Below are 20039 nucleotides of genomic sequence, written 5' to 3' on the forward strand. Positions count from 1 at the left end.
GGTAGCTGTGGGCGAATGCGCCGAACCGCCGTCGGGACCCTGGTCGTAGCCGCCCTCCTCGTCACCGCCGCTCCCGGGGAGGCCGCCGGTCTCACCCGGGACCCGGTCTCCGTGCTCTACGACCGGGACCACGCGCTGCACGTCCTCAACGGCGGCGCGACCGACGACGAGCTGACCCTGCGGACGCAGACGCTCGCGTCGAGCGCCTGGGCGTTCTTCCGCGGTACCTCGCCGCTCTACTACCGCGACCTCGGGGAGCTGCCGGCGTCCGCGTACGCGACGGCGGGCGGCGACGTCTGGCTGACCGGTGACGCGCACCTGGAGAACACCGGCGCCGACCGCGGGGCCGACAACGAGGAGCAGTTCGCGCTCAACGACACCGACGACGCCTGGCGCGGCTCGTGGACGTGGGAGCTGCGCCGCGAGGCCGTGTCGATCGTGCTCGCCGGCCGCGCCGACGGCCGGAGCGCGAGCCAGATCGCCACCGACGTCGACACGTTCGTCGCCGAGTACGCCCAGTGGATCGCGAAGTTCCACGGCACCGACGACGAGCTGAGCTGGCGGCTGACGTCGGGCAACACCTCCGACCTGGTCGGCGACCTGATCGACGACGCCGCCGGCGACAAGCGCGCCGACCTCGTCGCGAAGTGGACCACCGGTGGCCACTTCAAGGCCGACCCGGAGCTGCAGATCGTCTCCGCGGCGACGCGCACGCAGATCGTCAACGCCGTCGCCGCCTACCGGAGCACCGCGGGCAAGCCGCTCAAGGCGTCCGAGGCCGTCGTGAAGGACGTCCGGCGCCGGACCGGTGCGGGCACCGGCAGCCTCGGCCGGTTCCGCTGGTACGCCCTGGTCGAGGGCGACACGTCCTCGGCGTCCGACGACCGGATCCTCGAGCTGAAGCAGGAAGTCGACCCGGCGCCGAAGCAGCTGGCCCCGAACGCCACGACACTCACCGGCGGGCAGCGGCCCGCGCTCGCGCTGCGGTGGCTGGCCAACCAGTCCGATCCGCTGGCCGGCTGGGCGAGTGTCGGCAGCACGCCGGTGCTGGTGAAGGAGAAGTCGCCGTTCGCCGAGGACCTGGCGATCGGCGACCTGACGTCGTCGGCGATCTGGGACGACTCGGTCCGCGACGTCGGGCGGCTGCTCGCCGCCGCGCACTCCCGCGCGGACCAGGACCTGTCCGGCACCGGGCTGAGCTACTCCGCGGACGCGGCCATCGACGGCGCGATCACGTCGGTTTCGGGGCTGCAGAACGAGACCCGGACGTTCGCGACCGGTTACGCCGACCAGGTGACCCGCGACTGGCAGGCGTACGTGACCGCGAAGAACAGTGGCCGTCCGCTGTTCTGAGCGGTGTTAAGCGCACGCCCGGAGAAGCGTTACCCAACGCTGGTCTGGTAACACGCCGATGTTCCGGATGAAACCGTCCGGAAATGGTTCGCCGTTGCACTGATCGGCATGAACTTCGAGCTCGACGGCCTGCATCGGCCGGTGATCGTGGTCGGCGGCGGCCAGGCGGGACTCTCGATGTCCCATTGCCTGACCTCCGCCGGGGTCGGGCACCTCGTGCTCGAACGCGAGCGCGCGGGGCACGAATGGCGGACCCGCCGCTGGGACAGTTTCTGCCTGGTCACGCCGAATTGGCAGTGCCGGCTCCCCGGTTTCCCCTATCCGGGTGATGATCCGGACGGGTTCATGGTCCGGGACGAGATCGTCACCTACCTCGAGTCGTACGTGAAGGCGTTCGACGTCCCGCTGTGCGAGGGCGTCGAAGCGAAGCGGCTGCGGCAGCTGCCCGGCGGCGGGTTCCGGCTGACGACGTCGGCCGGCGAGCTGACCGCCGACCACGTCGTGCTGGCCACCGGCCCGTACCAGGTGCCGTTGAAGCCGCGGCTGGCCGAGCGGCTGCCGGAGGGCGTCGTCCAGCTGCACTCGGCGGAGTACCGCAACCCGGAGCAGCTGCCCGACGGCGAGGTCCTGGTCGTCGGCACCGGGCAGTCCGGCTGCCAGATCGCCGAGGACCTGCACCTGGCCGGGCGGCGGGTGCACCTCGCCGTCGGGTCGGCGCCGCGCGTCGCACGACGTTACCGCGGCCGGGACGTCGTGGCGTGGCTCGACGAGATGGGTTACTACGGCAGGGGAATCGACGAGTTCGCCGACGCGGACGCCGTGCGGTTCCGCGCCAACCACTACGTCACCGGACGCGACGGCGGCCACGACATCGACCTGCGTGCGTTCGCCGCCCAGGGCATGCAGCTCTACGGCCGGCTGAACAACGTCCGGAACGGACAGTTGTCGTTCGCGGACGACCTGCGCCGCAACCTCGACGCGGCGGACGCCGTCTCCGAGGGCATCAAGGACTCCATTGACGCCTACATCGCGAAACGCGGGGTGGCCGCGCCGAAGGAGGACCGCTACAAGCCGGTCTGGGAGCCGCAAGACAGCCAACGCACTCTCGACGCGGAAGCGCTTTCCGCGGTCGTCTGGAGCACCGGCTTCGGCCGCGACCACCGCTGGATCGACGTCCCGGTGTTCGACGGCAAGGGCTACCCCACGCACCACCGCGGCGTCACCAGCTGCCCCGGCCTGTACTTCCTCGGCCTGCCCTGGCAGCACACCTGGGGCTCCGGACGCTTCTGCGGGGTCGCCGCGGACGCCGAGTACCTGGCCCGGCGGATCACCGACGTCGGACGCGGCGGCGACGTCCGGTGGCTGTCCGGCACGCCGGTCAGCACCTACCCGGCCGACGACGACTGGGTCGCGCCGCGGACGGTGGCCTGATGCGCTGGACCAACGACGCCCACCGGCACCTCGGCGTGCTGCCCGCGTATCCGTTCTACGGCGGGCCGCCGGTCGCGCCGGCGATCGGCAGCCGCGCGACGATCGGCGAGCTACTGTCCGATTTGGACCGTGAGGGTACCGAACGCGCTTTGGTGATCCCGAACTACGGCATCCCCGATCCGGCCGTCGCCTTCTCTTTCAACGAACTCTGCGTCGAGGCGGCGGGAAAGGACGACCGGATCAGCGCCGCGCTGTGGGTGTCGCCGCGAGCCGAAGACGCCGACCGGACCGACAACGCCCTGAAGCTGGCCGGCGAACCAGGCGTGCGCGCGCTCAAGCTCAGCTTCCTGCTGGGTGGCAAGGCGTCCGATCCGGCGTGCAAGCCGCTGCTCGACAAGATCTTCGCCACGGCGAGGGAGCACGACCTCGTCGTGCACGTCCACACCTCGCCGGGCGCGGCGTCGGACATCGACGAGGTCGGCAAGCTCGTCGACACCTACGCCGACGACGTCAAGCTGCACCTCGTGCACTTCGGCGGCGGGATGAGCGGGCACATCAAGCTCGTCGGCGGCCGCTTCTTCGACTGGATCGCCGCCGGGAAACAGGTCTACACGGACCTGTCCTGGGCGATCGGTTTCACTCCCCGCTGGCTCGTCGAGGAGATCTCACGCCGGGGCCTCGGCCACGACCGCGTGCTGTTCGCCTCCGACGAGCCCTGGGGTGATCACGAGGGCGAACTCGCCAAGCTGGCCGCCGCGGCCGGCGACGGCGAGCTCGCCGACCTGGTTTTCCGCGGCACGTTCGACGTGCTGTACGGACCGAAGAAAGGGAAATAGACCGATGGCAGAGCTGACCGACACCGAAAAGACCAGCCTCGACGAGATCCCGCACCCGTCGCTGCCGCAGGGGTCCAACCTGTACGGCGGGACCAAGGTCTTCCCGGACTACCAGGCCGAACCCGGCCAAAGCTACTTCACGCTCGTGCACGGCATCGCGCACGAGTCGTCGGTGAGCTTCGTGGCGATCCTGCAGGCGACCCGCGCACTGCGGAAGGGCTTCGAAGCCGCGATCTACTTCTACGGCCCGGGTTCGCTGAACTGCCTGGCCACGCGCGGCTTCCCGACCACCGGCAACGCCGCGTTCCCGGGCGAGCTGAACATCAACGACCAGCTCAAGACGTTCATCAGCGAGGGCGGCAAGGCCTACTGCTGCCGCTTCGGGCTGTCGCTGCACGGCGCGCGCGAAGAGGACCTCATCGAGGGCGTCATCCCGACGCACCCGCTGGACGTCCAGGACGCGCTGATCCACTACGCGCGCAAGGGCGCGATCATCAACTCCACCTACATGTTCTAGGGAGCGGTCTGTGCGCGTTGGCATCGAAGAAGACCTGGAAACCCGCGCCGACATCGCCGTCCGCGGGGTGCGCGCAGACGCACCCGTACAGCGCAGCAAGGGCGCCGGGCCGAGCGACGACGGCCACCTGGTGGTCGACGGTGCCAACGCCACGCTGCCGCTGAACCCCGAGAGCCCGTACGTCGTCCGCGACGGCCGGATCTTCCGCGAGACGATCGACCTGGGCCTGAGTGTCGCCCCGGTCGGCCGGCCGCGGTTCTACGACCTGTCCACAACGGACGGTGTGCCGTACCGGAAGATAGCTCTGCTGCACGGCAAGGACGTCCTCGCGACGACGGTCGTCCAGACGTGCATCCGGTACACCGAGGACCAGCGCTGCCGGTTCTGCACCATCGAGGAGTCGCTGCGGGCGGGGTCCACCGTGGCCGCGAAAACCCCGCAGCAGCTCGCGGAGGTCGCCGAGGCGGCGGTGCGCCTCGACGGCGTCCGGCAGATGGTGATGACCACCGGCACGACGTCCGGGCCCGACCGCGGCGCGCGGCACCTCGTGCGCTGCGTCCGCGCGGTGCTCGACGCCGTGCCGGGCCTGCCGATCCAGGTGCAGATCGAGCCGCCGGGCGACCTCGGCGTGCTCCAGGAGCTGCACGGCGCCGGGGCGACGTCGATCGGCATCCACGTCGAGTCGCTGGACGACGACGTCCGGCGGCGCTGGATGCCGGGCAAGTCGACCGTGCCGATGGCGGAGTACGAAGCCGCGTGGGCGGAAGCGGTCCGGGTGTTCGGCCGCAACCGCGTCTCGACGTACCTGCTGATCGGCCTCGGTGAAGACCCGGACTCCCTTGTGGAGGGTGCCGGGCGGCTGATCGACATGGGCGTCTACCCGTTCGCGGTGCCGATGCGGCCGATGGTCGGCACGCTGGCCCGGCGGGACGGCGCGACCGCGCCTTCGCCCGCGCTGGTCGCCGACGTCACCGGACGGATCGCCGCGCTGCTGCGGGCGGCCGGGATGACCGGTGCCGACCAGGAAGCGGGCTGCGCCGCGTGCGGTGCGTGCGGCCTGCTCAGCGCGGCGGGTGGCTGAGATGGACCACGACATCCTCGCGTTGCTGGGTGACGTCCGCAGTGTCGCGGCGCGCCCGGCGTTCAGCATCGGCGAAGCCGACCACAGTGGACTGACCGCGTACCGCACGTTGCGGCACGAAGCTTTTGTGGCCCGGCAAGGACTTTTCGCCGGGCACGATCTCGACGACCACGACACCGACCCGCGCTCCCTGATCCTGGTGGCCCGGGACGCGGCAGGCGGAGTACTGGGCGGTGTCCGGCTAGGCCCGGCGACCGACGGTCCCGACATCGGCTGGTGGAAGGGCGGCCGCCTGGTCGTCGCGCCCGGCTCGCCGGCCGGGATCGGCTCCGCGCTGGTCCGCGCGGCCTGTGCGCGGGCCGAGTCCCAAGGCGCGCTGCGGTTCGAAGCGACCGTCCAGACGCGCACCGAGCGCATGTTCACCCGGCTCGGCTGGCAACGCGTGCGGCCGGTGACCGTCGCCGGGCACGACCACGTGCTGATGCGCTGGCCGATCGGCAGGATCGCCGCGCTGGCGCGTTCGACCAAGGCCGCGCTCGGCCCGCTGCTGCACGGAATGACCGGTGTACCCGGCTTTGTCGGCGACGACGGTGTCCCGCTGCCCGGCACCGACGTCGTCGCGGCGTGCGACGCGATCATCCCGTCCATGGTCGAGCGCGACCCGGAATGGGCGGGCTGGTGCTCGGTCCTGGTCAACCTCAACGACCTGGCGGCGATGGGCGCCACCCCGACCGGCCTGCTCGACGCGCTGGGTGCGCGTGATGCGTCGTTCGCCGCACGAGTCCTCAGTGGACTGCGGAAGGCGAGCGAGGCCTACGGTGTCCCGGTACTCGGCGGGCACACCCAGTTCGGCGTCCCGGCATCGCTGTCCGTGACGGCGTTGGGGCGCACCGAAGACCCGGTGCCCGGTGGCGGCGGCAAGCCGGGTGAGCGCGTCTGGCTCACCGCCGACCTCGGCGGAGGCTGGCGGCCGGGCTACACCGGACGTCAGTGGGATTCGACGAGCTTCCGCCGCACGCCGGAGCTGCGGGAACTCATCGGCTCGGTCGCGAAGGCCCGGCCGGGAGCGGCCAAGGACGTCTCGATGGCCGGCATCGCGGGCACGCTCGGCATGCTCGCCGAGGCGTCCGGCTGCGGCGCGGTCCTGGACGTCGACCAGGTGCCCCGGCCGCGCGGAGCGTCCACAGGGGACTGGCTGACCTGCTTCCCCGGCTTTGCGATGCTCACCACCGGCACACCCGCGCCCGCGGGGCCGGCGGTCACCGCGGACTGCGGCGAACTGGTCGCGGGCAGCGGCGTCACGCTGCGTTGGCCCGACGGCGAATCGACGCCCGCCATCGACGGCGGCGTCACCGGATTGGGGAACTCATGACGACGCTCAGGATGGCCGCGGTCGCCGCGCCGTTCGACCGCGATCTCGAGGGCGACTTCGCCCGCATCGAAAAGCTGATCGGGGAGGCGAAGGCCGAGGGTGTGCGGCTGCTGGCCTTGCCGGAAGCCGCACTCGGCGGTTACCTCGCCAACCTCGACGGCGGTGCCGAAGGGCCGCCCTCGCTGGCCGTCGACGGCCCGGAGGTGCAGCGGCTGGCCGCGCTGGCCGGAGATCTCGTCGTCACGGCGGGGTACTGCGAGATCGCCGGCGGCCGGCGTTACAACTCCGCGGTCTGCGTGACCGGCGACGGCGTCCTCGGCAACCACCGCAAGGTCCACCAGCCGCTGGCCGAAAACGCCAGTTACGGCGCCGGCCGCGGGTTCGCCGCGTTCGACACGCCGGTCGGGCGGCTCGGCATGATGATCTGTTACGACAAGGCTTTCCCCGAATCCGCGCGGGCGCTCGCCCTCGACGGCGCCGAGGTCGTCGTCTGCATGAGCGCCTGGCCCGGCAGCCGCACCAACGCGGCGGCGGACCTCGCGCAGGACCGCTGGAAACGCCGGTTCGACCTCTTCGACCGGGCCCGCGCACTGGAGAACCAGATCGTCTGGGTCTCGGCCAACCAGTCCGGCACCTTCGGCGACCTGCGGTTCGTCGCCGGCGCCAAGATCGTCGACCCCGGCGGCGAGATCGTCGCCGACACCGGCGTCGCCGAAGGGATGGCGATCGCCGAGTTCGACGTCCAGGCCGCGCTGGCCACCGCGCGGCGGTCGATGGGACACCTGGCGGACAGACGGCCCGACGCCTACCCGGTTAGTGTCCCGTGAATGGGGCAGATCCGGATCGCCGCCGTCGCCGCGCACTTCGGCCGCGACCTCGACTTCGACCTGCAGCGCATCGCGACGCTGATCGACCACGCGCGCTCGTCCGGCGCGGCGTTGCTGGTGCTGCCGGACGCGGCCCTCGGCGGTTACCTCGCCGACCTGCGCCATCCGGACCCGGAGGCGCTCCCGCCGGCCCTCGACCCCGACGGCCCGGAGCTGAAGACCGTGCGTTCGCTGGCCGGGGAGATGGTCGTCTGTGTCGGCTACTGCGAAGCGGACGGGCCGCGCCGCTACAACTCCGCGGTGTGCGTCACCGGTGACGGCGTGCTCGGCCGGCACCGCAAGGTCCACCAGCCGCCGGGGGAGAGCATCGCCTACGAGCCGGGCGCCGAGTTCGCCGCGTTCGACACGCCGGTCGGGCGGCTGGGCATGCTGATCGACTACGACAAGACGTTCCCCGAGTCGGCCCGGTCCCTGGCGGTGGACGGCGCGGACATCGTCGCCTGCCTCAGCGCGTGGCCGACCAGCATCACCAACCGCGCGCCGCGGATGGCCCAGGACCGCCAGTCGCGGTTGTTCGACCTCTACGACCAGGCGCGGGCGGCGGAGAACCAGGTGGTGCTCGTGTCGTCCAACCAGACCGGCGCGATGGGCGGGATGCGGTTCCTCGGCCAGGCCAAGGTCGTCGGGCCGGGCGGCGAGATCCTGGCGCGGACGTGGTCCAAGGCGGGCATCGCGGTCGCCGAACTCGACGTCGAGCAGGAACTGGCGAACGCCCGTCGCGTGCTGCACCACCTGGGGGAACGGAAACCCGAGGTCTACCGGGAGGCCTGATGCGCATCGCCCTGCTGAGCTACTCGACCAAACCCCGCGGCGGGGTCGTGCACACGCTCGCGCTGGCCGAGGCCCTCGCGGCCCTCGGTGAGGACGTCACGGTCTGGACGCTCGGCCGCGGCGGCGACGCCGGGTTCTTCCGGCCGGTGGACCCGCGAGTGCGGCAGGCGATCGTCCCGTTCCCGGACGTCCCCGGCGAGAGCGTCGGCGAGCGGATCCTGCGGTCGATCGCGGTGCTGCGCGCGGCGTTCACCCCGGACGCCTACGACGTCGTCCACGCGCAGGACTGCATCAGCGCGAACGCCGTCGACCACTGCGTGCGCACGATCCACCACCTCGACACCTTCACCACGCCGGAACTCGCGGCCTGTCACGAACGCGCGATCGTCCGGCCGTACGCACACCTCTGCGTCTCGGAGTCCGTCGCCGCGGAGGTCCGTGACGGCTGGGGCATCGAGGCGACGGTCATCCCCAACGGCGTCGACTACGACCGCTTCGCCAACGCTCGCCCGGATACCGGCCGAGGACGTTATGTGTTGGCAGTGGGCGGGATCGAGCCGCGCAAGGGTTCGCTGGACCTGCTGGAGGCGTACGCGCTCCTGGCCGACCCGGCTGTCCGCCTGGTCATCGCCGGCGGCGAGACGCTCTTCGACTACCGCGACTACCGGACGCTTTGGGAGAAACGCGCGGCAGAGCTGGGCGTCGAGCCGGACGTCCTGGGCCCGGTCGCCCACGACGAGCTGCCGTCATTGATGGCGTCCGCGGCGGTGTTCGCCTTCCCCTCCACCAAGGAGGGGTTCGGGCTGGCCGCGATGGAGGCGCTGGCCGCCGGGGTGCCGGTGGTGACGCGCGACCTGCCGGTGCTGCGCGAGGTCTTCGGCGGCGTGGCCCGGTTCGCGGCCGACCCGCCCGGTTTCGCGCGCGAGCTGCGTGCCGCGATGGCGGACACCGACCCGGCGCCCGGGCGAGCGCTGGCGCGGCTATACACCTGGCCGGCCGCGGCCGAGGCACACCGGAGGTTCTACGGCGCCCTGTGATCAGCGGCGCCGGGCGAAGTACGGGGCGGCGTCCGTCCGGAACATCATCGTGAAGCCCGCCAGCGACAGGCCCAGCGCGAGCAGGAACGCCAGTCCCCGCACCAGGTCGCCGGTGCCGTGGGCGGACGAGGCGACGACGGAGAACAGCTGCAGCACCAGGTCGAAGACGCCGACGGCGCCGGCGATCGCGAGCACGACGCGCGCCCAGCCCACGCCGCTGTACACGCCGTACACCAATGACGCCCACAACCCGGCCGCGATCACGAACGCGAGCACCGCGACCGGGGCCGGCAGGGTCGCCGCCAGCAGGGCGTCGCGGTCACCGGCCCCGCTCGTCCCCAGTGCTGGCGTGGCGTGCCCGCCGAGCAGCCGGCCGAACAGCGAGCCGAGGAACCAGCACGCCGTCGCACCCCACCACGCGAAGGCCGCGTGCCGGACCGGAACGGGCGGTTCGGGCATAACACCAGGGTAGGCGCGGAGACCCGGTAACCGATCCGGCCAAAGGAGGCCGGCTTCCCCGCGGCACGGAACCGTTGCCACGAAGTCATCCGGCCGTGACCGTGGCCGGATCGGTCGTGAACGGCACGGTAACGGGACCGCGGCGAGCCGAACCGTTGTGCACCGGGCGGGACACCGGGGTGCTATAAATCGCTACCCCTGCCGGGGCCGTGCGGTCGTAGGCGGCCGCGACCGGTGCCGCTAGGGTGATCGTCCGAAGGTGCCGCTGAACGGGAGAAACCGGTGACCGCCGACTCATCGTGGGATCCCAGCACCCGCTTGCGCGTGCTGCTGATCGAGGACGACGACGGTGACGCGTTATTGGTCGACGAGATGCTCGCCGACACCTCCGTTCCGGTCGCCCTCGAACGCGTCGAGACCCTCACCGCCGCCCTCGCGGCCCCGCTGACCGCCGACTGCGTCCTGCTCGACCTCCAGCTGCCCGACGCGATCGGGCTCGGCGGGCTCACCCGCCTCGCCCAGCACGCGCCCGGTGTCGCGGTCGTGGTGCTGACCGGCCAGCACGACCAGGCCACCGGCGTCGCCGCGGTCGCCGCCGGTGCGCAGGACTACCTCGTCAAGGACCAGGTCGACGGGCCGCTGCTGGTGAAGGCCCTGCGCTTCGCCCGCGAGCGCAAGCGCGCCGAGCAGGTCGAGCAGCAGTTCCTCCAGCAGCAGCTGCTCGCCCGCGAGAACGCGCGGCTCGAGCGCGGCCTGCTGCCCAGCCCGCTGCTGCACGACCCGCACCTCGAGCTGGCCTCCCGCTACCGGCCCGGCCGCAACGGATCGCTGCTCGGCGGCGACTTCTACGACGCCATCGAGCTCGACGACGGCAGCCTCCACATGATGATCGGCGACGTCTGCGGCCACGGCCCGGACGAGGCCGCGCTCGGCGTCGCGCTGCGGATCGCGTGGCGCTCGCTGGTGATGGCCGGCCTGCCGATGGCCGACGTGCTGAGCATGGTCGAGCGGGTCCTGGTGCACGAGCGGATCGAGCCGCTGTTCGCCACCGTCTGCATGGTCGTCGTCGCGCCGGACCGAAGATCCCTGCGCCTGTCGCTGGCGGGGCACCTGCCGCCGCTGCTGCTCACCCCCGGCGACGGGCACCTGCTCTCCGGCGAACGCCTCGGCGTCCCGCTCGGCGTCGTCGAAGGCACGAAGTGGGAGGCCCTCGACGTGCCGCTGGAACCGGGCTGGTCCCTGCTGCTCTACACCGACGGCGTGTTCGAAGGCCGCGTCGGCGCCGGGTCCGAACGCCTCGGCCACGAGCGGATGGCCGACCTCGTGCTCGACATCCGCCACCAGGACGGCCTCGGTGGCCGCGCACTCCTCGACGAACTGATCGCCCGCGCCGAACGCCTCAACTCCGGCCCGCTGGACGACGACGTCGCCCTCGCTCTGCTCAACCACATCCCCGGGGAGAACGGCCGATGACCGGCACTGTGCGCGGCTGGCCGATCCGCCGCTGGCTGACCCTGCTCGCCCTGGTGGAGGCGGTGCTGCTGCTCGCGGCCCTGGCCGGCGGCGCGGTCGCGATGAGCAATCTCACCGACGCCCGCAACCGCCTGCTCGACGTCATCGGCGCCCAGCGGCTCGCCGCGATCCAGCTGTCGACGGCGCTGCTGAACCAGGAGACCGGCGTCCGGGGTTACCAGCTCGGCCGGCAGCCGGACTTCCTCGCGCCGTACAACGACGGCGTCCGCTCGCAGGCCGACGCCGTCAACCAGCTGCGGCAGCTCGGCGCGTCCCCCGGCACGCAGATCGGTGACGACCTCGACCGCGTCCTGGCGGCCGCGTCGGCCTGGCAGGCGACGGTCGCGCCCACCATCACCCCGGCCGCGCCGGCGGTCACCCCGGCGCAGGCCGACCGCAGCCGGACCCAGTTCGACGCCGTGCGCGTCACCCTCGACGCCCAGGCCACCCACCTCACGACGCTGCGCGCCGAGGGCCGCGCCGACCTCGACAGCGCGGCGAGCTTCCTGACCGCGATGCTCATCGCCGTCGCGGTGCTCATCGTGCTGCTGTTCGTCCTGCTGTTCCTCGGGCTGCGGCGCGTCATCACGCAGCCGATCCTGCGGCTGGCCGACGAGGTCCGGCAGGTCGCCGACCAGGACATTCACCGCCCGGTCCGGGGTGACGGGCCGATCGAGCTGGTCCAGCTGGGCAGCGACGTCGAGGCCATGAGGCAGCGGATCCTCGACGAGGTGGCCGAGCTGGAGCGGGCGCACGCGCTGCTGGACCGGCGGACGCACGAGCTGGAGCGGTCCAACGCCGACCTGGAGCAGTTCGCGTACGTCGCTTCGCACGACCTGCAGGAACCGCTGCGCAAGGTGGCGAGCTTCTGCCAGCTGCTGCAGAAGCGCTACCAGGGCCTGCTCGACGAGCGCGGCGAGCAGTACATCGAGTACGCCGTCGACGGCGCCAAGCGGATGCAGGTGCTGATCAACGACCTCCTGGCGTTCTCCCGCGTGGGCCGGAACCCGGGGGAGCACGTCGTGGTCCCCGCGGGCGAGCTGGTCGACGGCGCGCTCGCGAACCTCGAGGTCGCGCTCTCGCTCAGCGGCGGCCGGGTGGTCCACGACGACCTGCCCAAGGTCAGCGCCGAGCCGGCGCTGCTGACGGCCGTGTTCCAGAACCTCATCGGCAACGCGCTCAAGTTCCACGGCGAGGCGCCGGCGGAGGTGCGGGTCACCGCGGAGCGCGACGGCGACGACTGGGTGTTCTCGGTGCAGGACAACGGGATCGGCATCGAGGCGGAGTACGCCGAACGGATCTTCGCGCTGTTCCAGCGGCTGCACAGCCGCAGCGCCTACCCGGGCACGGGGATCGGGCTGGCCATGTGCCGCCGGATCGTCGAGTACCACGGTGGCCGGATCTGGCTCGAGACCGAGGGCGTCGACGGTGACACCAAAACGGGCGCAACTTTCCGGTTCACCCTGCCCGCTCGGCTCGAGCGCGGCGACGACGAAGGGGGCGACGCGTGAGCGAGACGCTGGCACCGATCGACATCCTGCTCGTCGAGGACGACCCGGGCGACGTGCTGATGACGCAGGAAGCGTTCGAGCACCACAAGATCCGCAACGCGCTGCACATCGCGAGCGACGGCGTCGAGGCGCTGCAGTTCCTGCGCCGTGAGGGGCGCTTCGCCGACGCGCCGCGGCCGGGGCTGATCCTGCTCGACCTCAACCTGCCCCGCAAGGACGGCCGTGAGGTCCTCGGCGAGATCAAGCAGGACCCGGCGCTGCGGACGATCCCGGTGGTCGTGCTGACGACGTCGGAGGCGGAGGAGGACATCCTGCGCAGCTACGACCTGCACTGCAACGCCTACGTCACCAAGCCGGTCGACTTCGAGAAGTTCGTCGAGGTCGTCCGGCAGATCGACGACTTCTGGGTCACCGTGGTGCAGCTCCCGCACCGGTGAGTTCCGGCGTGGCGCGGTGGCGGTGATTGGGGCACGATAAGGGGCCGTGAGCCCTTCTTCCCGGGATCTCCCCCCGACCGAGCTGGCGGCCACGCTCGACTGGCGGGGTGAGTGCGCCGTGCTGTCCGTGGCGGGCGAGATCGACCTGCTCAGCGCCCCGGAGTTCGAGGAGGTCGTCGGCAGCGTGCTCGCCGACGGACCCGAAGTGCTGGTGGTCGACCTGCGCGAGGTGACGTTCTTCTGCTCGGCGGGCCTGCAGGTGCTCGCGTCCGCGCACCGCAAGCTGGCGGAGCGCGCGCTGCGGGTGGTGAGTGATTCGCCGGTGACGTCGGGCCCGCTGACGACCACCGGGCTCGACACGTGGATCGGCGTCCACCCCACCGTCGACGAAGCCCTCCGGACGTGACGGCCCCGGGGCAGGGGAGAAAGGCGAACCCGATGCACGAATCCGCCGGGTCGGCGGCCCCGTTCCGCCGTCACGGCGTCGCGGCCGCGCCCGCGGCCCTCCGGCGCCTGCGGCACGACCTGACGGCGTGGGTCCTGGCGGCGGGCGTCGAGCCGGACCGGGCCCAGGACATCGTGCTGGCGAGCTACGAAGCCCTGGCGAACGTGGCCGACCACGCGTATCACGGTTCGGGTTCGGGCTCGGTGGACCTCGACGCGGCGATCCACGCGGACCGCATCGAGGTGGTGATCACCGACCACGGCCAGTGGCGGCCCCCCGTTCCCGACCCCCGCCCGGTGTCCCTGCGAGGGCGCGGGTTGATGTTGCTGCGGGCCAGCGCGGACCGGGCGGACATCTCGTCCGGCGAAGAAGGCACGGTGGTCACGCTGGCCTGGGACCGGGACGCCCTGCGGAGCTGAGGCCGCGCACAAGACGGGCCCGCGGCCAACCGGCCACGGGCCCATCCAGCTCCGAGAGAGCTACCGGTGCGCCACCGCCCCGGTCTTCGGGTCGAGCGGCAGCTTGCCCGCCTGGGGCCACCAGAAGTCGAACATCCCCGACAGCGAGTTCGCCCGTGCGTCGAACGAGCTGTCACCGACGCGGCCGGCGAACCAGTTGTCCTCGATGAACTTCAGCACCGAGGTCTGGTCCGTCTGGGTGTGGTCGACGTGGTTCACCTTGCTGTACGGCGAAATCACCAGCAGCGGCAGCCGCGGGCCGTACCCGCAGCGGTCCTGGTAGCCGCCGAGCGCGGCCGGCTTGCCCGTGCACACCGCCTGGTCCTGCGAAGCGTCGTGCGAGCCGTTGACGACCTTCGAAGCCACGTGGTCGTACCAGCCGTCCGAGTCGTCGTAGGCCAGGACGATGGCCGTCGAGCGCCAGTCCGGGGACTGCTGGATCTTGTTGATCTCGCCGACCACGAACTGCTGCTCGTCCAGCGGGTCGGAGTAGCCCGCGTGGCCGTCCTGGTACTCCGGCGCCTTCAGGAAGCTCACTGCGGGCATCGAGCCGGCCTGCAGCGAGTCGTTGAAGTCCGAGACGTCGTACTGGTGGTTCGCGCGGTCGGTCTGGCCGATCGCCTGCACCGAGGACGGCGGCAGGTGCTTCGGGTTCGCCGTCGACTTGTAGTACTGGAACGGCTCGTGGTGCGGGCTGTAGTCCACCGCGGCCGCGCCGCCGACGTTCGCGTGGGTCGCGCCGCAGACCGCGTAACCGTTGGCCGAGCCCGTCGGGCGGAAGCCGCCCTGGAACCAGCCCCACGTCACGTGACGCTGGTTGAGCAGGTCACCGACGTTACGGCCGTGCATGGTCGCCAGGTTGTCCGTGCTCGTGTGGTTCTTGTCCGAGCAGTCGTCCCACGCCGGGTCCGGGTCGTTGATCATCGTGCCGATGCCGTTCGCGTCCGGCGACTGGACCGCGTAGGCGTCGCTGACCGGCTCGTGCGTCACCGAGTTCACGGCCTGGACGCCGTGCGTGTTGCCGGAGATCAGATCGATCGCGCCGGGGCTGGACGGCCCGAACACCGTGTTGAACGAGTTGTCGTTCAGCGCGTAGTGCTGCGCGTAGTTCCACATGCCCGTGACGGTGTTGCCGTCGTAGTAGTCCATCACCAGGCCGGGCTCGCCGAAGAGCACCGGCTGGCCGGTGCACTTGTCCGTCTCGGTCTTCTCGACGAACTTGTCCATCTTGCCGCCGTTGAAGGCGGCCTGCTCCGCGCCGTAGTTGTGGTTCTGGTCGCAGGTCAGGGCCTGCTCGTGGGTGAGCCGCTTCGGGTTGTAGGCGTTCGGGTTGTCGGTCAGCAGCTTGTGGTCGAGCCCGTTGACCTTCGGGGTGTTGCGCGCGGCCTGGAACGGGGTGCCGTCCGTGTTCGCCGCGTTCGGGTAGGTGCCGAAGTAGTGGTCGAACGCGATGTTCTCGCCGAAGATGACCACGACGTGCTTGATCGGCGTCGCGGTCGGGATCCAGTGGGCGGGGAACAGGTTCAGCGGCTGGGCTTCCGCGGTGCTCGCCGCGGAACCGGTGACGACGGCCAGCAGGGCGACCGAGGCGAGAGCCCCGGCGCCGAGCAGGCCCCGCCGCCGGCGGCGGATTCTCGTGTCCACAGTGGATTCCTTTCGTGGTGGGTTCGCAGTCAGGCGAGCAGAGAGCGGCCGAAGTGGTCGTCCGGGCCGGTTACGCCGGGCAGCGCGAAGAAGTAGCCGCCACCGAACGGGGAGATGTAGTCGACCAGCGGCTCGTCGGCCAGCCGGGTCTGGACCGCCTCGAACTGGCGCTCCAGATCCTGCTGGTAGCAGACGAACAGCAGGCCCATGTCGAGGTTGCCGTTGCTGTCGACGCCGCGGTCGTAGTTCACCGCGCGGCGCAGGATCCGGCTGTTGTCGGTTTCCGGGGTGCGGGGGTTGGCCTTCCGGATGTGGCTGGTCAGCGGGATGACCGTGCCGATCGGGTCTTCGGCGTAGCGCGGGACGTCCCTCTCGTCGGTGCCGTCGAGCGGGGCGCCGGTGTCACGGCGGCGGCCGAACATGTTCTCCTGCTCGGTCAGCGAAACCCGGTCCCAGAACTCCACCAGCATCCGGATCAGCCGGACCACCTGGTAGCTGCCGCCCGCCGCCCACGCGGGTTCGCCGCCGCCGGAGGTCCACAAGAGACTGTCCAGTTCGGACCCTTCCGGATTCGAAGTGCCGTCCTTGAAGCCCATCAGGTTCCGCGGGGTGCCGGACGGGCGCGGCGGCGAGCTGAACCCGTTCATCCGCCAGCGCAGCTGCATGCCGCCGCGGGTCGCGCGGGTGATGTCGCGCAGCGCGTGCAGCACCGTGTCGTTCGCGTTCGCCGAAAGCGTGAGGCTCAGGTCGCCGTGGCACTGGGCCGGGTCCAAAGCGTCGTTCGGGAACATCCGCATCGGCTTCAGCTTGGCGGGCTTGAGCTTCGCCAGTCCGAACCGGTCGTCGAACAGCGACGCACCGGCGCCGAGGATCACGCCGAGGTCGCCACCCGGCACGACCGGGCCGAGCACCCCCGAGTCGGCGGGCGGCCCGGTGATCCCGAGGGCCGCGGGCGCGCCGCCGCCGGTGAGGAACCGCGCCCGGTCGGTGATGGTGCGGAAGAGGTCGGTCAGCTCGGCCTTCGACTCCGCGACGACGTCGAACGAGGCGACGATCGTCTGGGTCGGCGGCGTCCGCAGGATCGCGGCCTGGTTCGCCCCGTGGAACGGCACCGGCGACGTGCTGTCGGTGACTCCGGCGGACGCCCCGAGCCCGGCCCCGGCGGCGACGGTCAGCCCGGCACCCATCGCGGCCCGGCGCAGGAAGGAACGGCGAGGCAGGCCGGCGGGGGTCTGGGTTGCGGCCGGGTGCGGCACGGGGCAGCGAGGCTGGTCGCTCACGAGACCCTCCTCGGCTCGGCGATCGCCGCGATCGGGGCCAGCAGCTCGGTCAGCTCGCTCACGTCCGCGTTGAGCTTCTGCCGCTGCTTCGTGTCCAGCTGCGCCAGCGGGGTCCATGACCCGTCCGGGCGGTGGGCGGCGTCCAGGGCCGTCTGCGTGCGGGTCAGCCAGCTGTCCAGCTTCGGCAGCTGCTGGTAGCGCGGGGTGAGCAGCGGGCGCAGGACGTCCAGCACGGCCCGGGTGCCGTCGAGGTTCGCCCGGGCGGTGGCGAGGGTGGTGCCGCTGCCGTAGTCGGTGCGGCCGGTGAGTTCGAACTGCAGCGTGTTCTCCATGATCTCGTGCGCGCGCAGGGCGAGGTCGTTGCCGTCGACCTGGCTGTCGCCGAAGGCCGACTGCAGGGTGTGGGCGTCGGTGTCCAGCTGGTCGGCGACACCGGCGAGCGCGCCGAGGTCCTCGCCGTGCCAGAGGCCGGACTCGAGCCGGTGGAACCCGGTGAAGCCCTCGTCGGCGGTGCCGCCGGGGAGGCCGTCGGCGGTGCCGTTGAGCGCGCCGTCGGAGTCGCCGAACGCGTCGTACGCGGCACCGAGCCGCTCGTAGGTCAGGTGCGCGGTCAGCCAGGCCGACTCGCTCGCGGTGCGGTCGCCGCCGTGGACGGCGTTCTTCAGCGCGCCGGTGTTCGCGACCAGCTCGCCGAGGCCGGTGGTGACGTGCGCCTGGTAGGCCTTGAGCGGGCCGAGCAGGTCGTTGTGCGTCACCGGCGCGACACCCGGCCCGGTGCGCTCGGCACCGCCGCTGACCTGCGCGACCGGCCCGACGATCGCGCTCGCGTCCTCGGGCAGGCAGCGGAACGCGTAACTGCCGTTGCCGAGGTTGACCTGCAGCGGCCGGGTGGTCGCCGGGCCGAGCCCCTCGACCTCGCCGTAGATCACGCCGGTGGCGGGGTCGATGAGGTCGACCTCGGCGGTCACCGAGCCGGTGTTGTGCAGGAGGAACGTCTGCGGGCCGGGTTTCGGCGCCGACCAGCCGGTGCCGCAGGACGAGCGGGAGATCGCGATCTCCGGGTCCTGCGCCTCGGCGTCGCGTGGCCAGAACACCACGGCGGCGCCGGCCACGACGGCGAGGGCGACCACCGCCACGATCCAGCGAGTACGCACTGACCCCGGCACGCACGCTCTCCCGTCACTCGATCGGACCATTCCCGGTCACGGATTATGCGAGCCTAACGCCCGGAAAACCGCATCCGATGGGGCCGTGAGGAGGGAATTCACCCGGACTTCAGCCGGCCGCCCACGAAAGGGGGAGAATCCGGACGTTTCCCTGTGGGAGAAGTGTCGCGTTCGAACGGTTCGCCCGATAAGTCGTGGTCAGGTAAGTGGAGCGCCGGTCTCCAGGAGCGTCTTCAGGCTCGACAGCAGTGCGGGCCAGCCCTCGCTGCACATCGACCGGGTGGTGCTCTCGTCGTCGAAGCCGTCGTGCAGCACCGTCAGCTTGACCTTTTCCCCGTGCGGTTCGATCGTGAACGAGACCTTGCTGCGCTTTTCGCCGCGCAGTTTCGCCAGGGTTTCGTCGTCGACGCCCGCGCCTTTCGCCCATTCCTGGGTGAAGGTGTGCCAGGTGTAGGAAAGCCGGTGGAAGGGATCGGATTCGAGGACGACCTGGTCGGGGTCGCTCGTTTTCGCGCCGCTTTCCGCCCAGACCATCGGCGACCCCTTTTTCCAGTCCGTCTCGAAGGAAACACCCCAGTACTGCCGGGTGAACGCCGGATCGGTAAGCGCTTGCCAGAGCTTTTCGGGCGTGGTGCTGATGTAGGTCGTGTACGCGAATTCGTTCATCGGTGCGGACTCCAGTGCTCGTTTGAGATCGGCCAGCGCGCCGGCCCGGTGGCGGTCGTAGCGCGTCATCCAGCGCTCGGCGATCCCGTTGATCGGCGCGGCGTCGAGGTGGTGCAGCTTTTCCCGGCCCCGCCAGGTCGTCGTGACCAGGCCGGCCGCTTCGAGCACGGCCAGGTGCTTGCTCACCGACTGCCGGGCCATGTCCAGTCCCGCGCACAGTTCCCGCAGGGTCTGGCCGTTGCGCTCGTTGAGCACGTCCAGCAGCTGACGGCGGCTGGGATCGGCCAGCGCCTTGAAGACCTCGTCCATCGCGCCTTCCTCGTGACATGCAGCCGTCCGGCTGCCTATTTACGATAGGCAGCCTAACGGCTGCATGTCAACGGGGTGGTTACGGGAAGCGGACCACCGCGATACCGGCCAGCACGAAGAACACCAGGATCACCAGGGTGCTCGTCTGCCCGCCGGACGAGTGGGTCACGACCTGGTCGACCGTGCCGGTCAGGCGCACCCCGCAGTCGGCGACCACCGTGTGCGGCCCGGCCTCGATCCGGGTGAACTGGACCGGCGCGGTGAAGGCGCCGGTGCTGTCGGTGTAGGCCGAGCCGACCTCGGTGCCGTCGGCCGTCAGCGTCACCGTCCGGCCCGGCTGGCAGCCTTTCCCGGACGCCGACAGCTCGTCACCGGGCTGGACGCTCGGCCGGTCGAGCACCAGCTCACCCGGCTTGGGCTCGGTGCTGGTCGTCGTCGGCGGCGTGCCGGGCGTGGTGGGGGTGGTCGACGTCGGCGGGGTGGTCGTGGTGGTCGGCGGGGTGGTCGTGGTGGCGGGCGTGGTCGTGGGGCCGCCGGGCTTGGACGGCTTGGTCGTGACGGGCGGCGTGACCGGGGTGGTGGTCGGCGGCGGTGGCGGGGTGGTGGTCGTCGTGCCGGTGACGACGAACGTGCCGCTGGCCGTCTCCTTCTGGCTCGTGCAGGTGGCGGTGACCGTGTACGAACCCGGCTTCGCGGTCGTGGGGACGGCGGTGGGGAACTGGCCGCTCACCGCCGGGGCCGCCTTGGACCCGAGCGAACTGCCCGCCCAGAGGAAATTGATGACCCGGCAGGTCGGGAATCCGTTCCAGGAAATGGTGAAAGAGCTGCCCGCCGGACCACTCGAAGGTTTCAAACCAACCGACGGAG

Annotated in this window: 20 protein-coding genes; 14 read left to right on the forward strand and 6 right to left on the reverse strand. The window is 71.4% G+C overall.

Going from position 1 to position 20039, the window contains the following annotated elements; all coding sequences use genetic code 11:
• Window positions 1-15 precede the first annotated feature (15 nt).
• The 9 genes from ACIOD2_RS12265 (at window position 16) to ACIOD2_RS12305 (ending at window position 9285) form a co-directional block, all read left to right on the forward strand.
• Window positions 16-1353, forward strand: a complete 1338-nt coding sequence (locus tag ACIOD2_RS12265) for a DUF2252 domain-containing protein (protein ID WP_400536962.1) — start codon at window positions 16-18, stop codon at window positions 1351-1353.
• Window positions 1354-1461: 108 nt separating this feature from the next.
• The gene (locus ACIOD2_RS12270; protein WP_400536964.1) at window positions 1462-2784 is read left to right on the forward strand and encodes an MSMEG_0569 family flavin-dependent oxidoreductase; all 1323 of its coding nucleotides are present in this window, start codon (window positions 1462-1464) and stop codon (window positions 2782-2784) included.
• Window positions 2784-3620 carry an amidohydrolase family protein gene (locus tag ACIOD2_RS12275; protein ID WP_400536966.1) on the forward strand — a complete coding sequence of 279 codons (837 nt, stop codon included), beginning with the start codon at window positions 2784-2786 and terminating at the stop codon, window positions 3618-3620. Before ACIOD2_RS12270 ends, ACIOD2_RS12275 begins: the two co-directional genes overlap by 1 nt.
• Window positions 3621-3624: 4 nt before the next feature.
• Complete coding sequence (locus ACIOD2_RS12280) at window positions 3625-4137, forward strand: MSMEG_0572/Sll0783 family nitrogen starvation response protein (protein ID WP_285484086.1); 513 nt, start codon at window positions 3625-3627, stop codon at window positions 4135-4137.
• Between the two features lie 10 nt (window positions 4138-4147).
• The gene (locus tag ACIOD2_RS12285) at window positions 4148-5218 is read left to right on the forward strand and encodes an MSMEG_0568 family radical SAM protein (RefSeq protein WP_400536968.1); all 1071 of its coding nucleotides are present in this window, start codon (window positions 4148-4150) and stop codon (window positions 5216-5218) included.
• 1 nt (window position 5219) lies between these two features.
• Entirely contained in the window at window positions 5220-6590 is a 1371-nt protein-coding gene (locus ACIOD2_RS12290; RefSeq protein WP_400536970.1) for an MSMEG_0567/sll0787 family protein, read from the forward strand.
• Window positions 6587-7417 (forward strand): carbon-nitrogen hydrolase family protein, encoded by an 831-nt coding sequence (locus tag ACIOD2_RS12295; RefSeq protein WP_400536972.1) that lies wholly within the window; start codon window positions 6587-6589, stop codon window positions 7415-7417. The genes ACIOD2_RS12290 and ACIOD2_RS12295 overlap by 4 nt, the downstream gene beginning before the upstream one ends.
• Window positions 7418-8248, forward strand: a complete 831-nt coding sequence (locus ACIOD2_RS12300; RefSeq protein ID WP_392759197.1) for a carbon-nitrogen hydrolase family protein — start codon at window positions 7418-7420, stop codon at window positions 8246-8248. It begins immediately after the preceding gene.
• The gene (locus tag ACIOD2_RS12305) at window positions 8248-9285 is read left to right on the forward strand and encodes an MSMEG_0565 family glycosyltransferase (protein WP_400536975.1); all 1038 of its coding nucleotides are present in this window, start codon (window positions 8248-8250) and stop codon (window positions 9283-9285) included. Before ACIOD2_RS12300 ends, ACIOD2_RS12305 begins: the two co-directional genes overlap by 1 nt.
• Here ACIOD2_RS12305 and ACIOD2_RS12310 read toward each other — a convergent pair whose 3' ends face one another.
• Entirely contained in the window at window positions 9286-9744 is a 459-nt protein-coding gene (locus tag ACIOD2_RS12310; protein ID WP_400536978.1) for a hypothetical protein, read from the reverse strand.
• Window positions 9745-10026: 282 nt separating this feature from the next.
• Between ACIOD2_RS12310 and ACIOD2_RS12315 the strand changes: the two genes are divergently transcribed.
• Genes ACIOD2_RS12315 through ACIOD2_RS12335 form a run of 5 tightly spaced genes read left to right on the forward strand, consistent with a single transcriptional unit; the run spans window position 10027 to window position 14068 of the window.
• A complete protein-coding gene (locus ACIOD2_RS12315) occupies window positions 10027-11217 on the forward strand; it encodes a PP2C family protein-serine/threonine phosphatase (RefSeq protein ID WP_400536980.1) in 1191 nt (396 codons plus the stop codon).
• Window positions 11214-12767 carry an ATP-binding protein gene (locus ACIOD2_RS12320; protein ID WP_400536982.1) on the forward strand — a complete coding sequence of 518 codons (1554 nt, stop codon included), beginning with the start codon at window positions 11214-11216 and terminating at the stop codon, window positions 12765-12767. Before ACIOD2_RS12315 ends, ACIOD2_RS12320 begins: the two co-directional genes overlap by 4 nt.
• Window positions 12764-13204, forward strand: a complete 441-nt coding sequence (locus ACIOD2_RS12325) for a response regulator (protein WP_400536985.1) — start codon at window positions 12764-12766, stop codon at window positions 13202-13204. Before ACIOD2_RS12320 ends, ACIOD2_RS12325 begins: the two co-directional genes overlap by 4 nt.
• A gap of 46 nt (window positions 13205-13250) precedes the next feature.
• Entirely contained in the window at window positions 13251-13610 is a 360-nt protein-coding gene (locus ACIOD2_RS12330) for an STAS domain-containing protein (RefSeq protein ID WP_400536987.1), read from the forward strand.
• 32 nt (window positions 13611-13642) lie between these two features.
• Window positions 13643-14068 carry an ATP-binding protein gene (locus tag ACIOD2_RS12335; RefSeq protein ID WP_400536989.1) on the forward strand — a complete coding sequence of 142 codons (426 nt, stop codon included), beginning with the start codon at window positions 13643-13645 and terminating at the stop codon, window positions 14066-14068.
• Between the two features lie 60 nt (window positions 14069-14128).
• Here ACIOD2_RS12335 and ACIOD2_RS12340 read toward each other — a convergent pair whose 3' ends face one another.
• From ACIOD2_RS12340 to ACIOD2_RS12360, 5 genes are all read right to left on the reverse strand, one after another.
• On the reverse strand, window positions 14129-15751 hold the full coding sequence (locus ACIOD2_RS12340; RefSeq protein ID WP_400536991.1) for a phospholipase C: 1623 nt from the start codon (window positions 15749-15751) through the stop codon (window positions 14129-14131).
• 29 nt (window positions 15752-15780) lie between these two features.
• A complete protein-coding gene (locus tag ACIOD2_RS12345) occupies window positions 15781-16938 on the reverse strand; it encodes a Dyp-type peroxidase (protein WP_400538008.1) in 1158 nt (385 codons plus the stop codon).
• 89 nt (window positions 16939-17027) lie between these two features.
• A complete protein-coding gene (locus tag ACIOD2_RS12350) occupies window positions 17028-18185 on the reverse strand; it encodes an EfeM/EfeO family lipoprotein (protein ID WP_400538010.1) in 1158 nt (385 codons plus the stop codon).
• Window positions 18186-18395: 210 nt separating this feature from the next.
• Window positions 18396-19172 carry an ArsR/SmtB family transcription factor gene (locus ACIOD2_RS12355; protein WP_400536994.1) on the reverse strand — a complete coding sequence of 259 codons (777 nt, stop codon included), beginning with the start codon at window positions 19170-19172 and terminating at the stop codon, window positions 18396-18398.
• 79 nt (window positions 19173-19251) lie between these two features.
• Window positions 19252-19902, reverse strand: a complete 651-nt coding sequence (locus ACIOD2_RS12360; RefSeq protein ID WP_400536997.1) for a hypothetical protein — start codon at window positions 19900-19902, stop codon at window positions 19252-19254.
• Window positions 19903-20039: the final 137 nt, after the last annotated feature.

Origin of the sequence: Amycolatopsis sp. NPDC088138 (genome assembly GCF_044741685.1) — a bacterium.
Taxonomy (GTDB): Bacteria; Actinomycetota; Actinomycetes; order Mycobacteriales; family Pseudonocardiaceae; genus Amycolatopsis.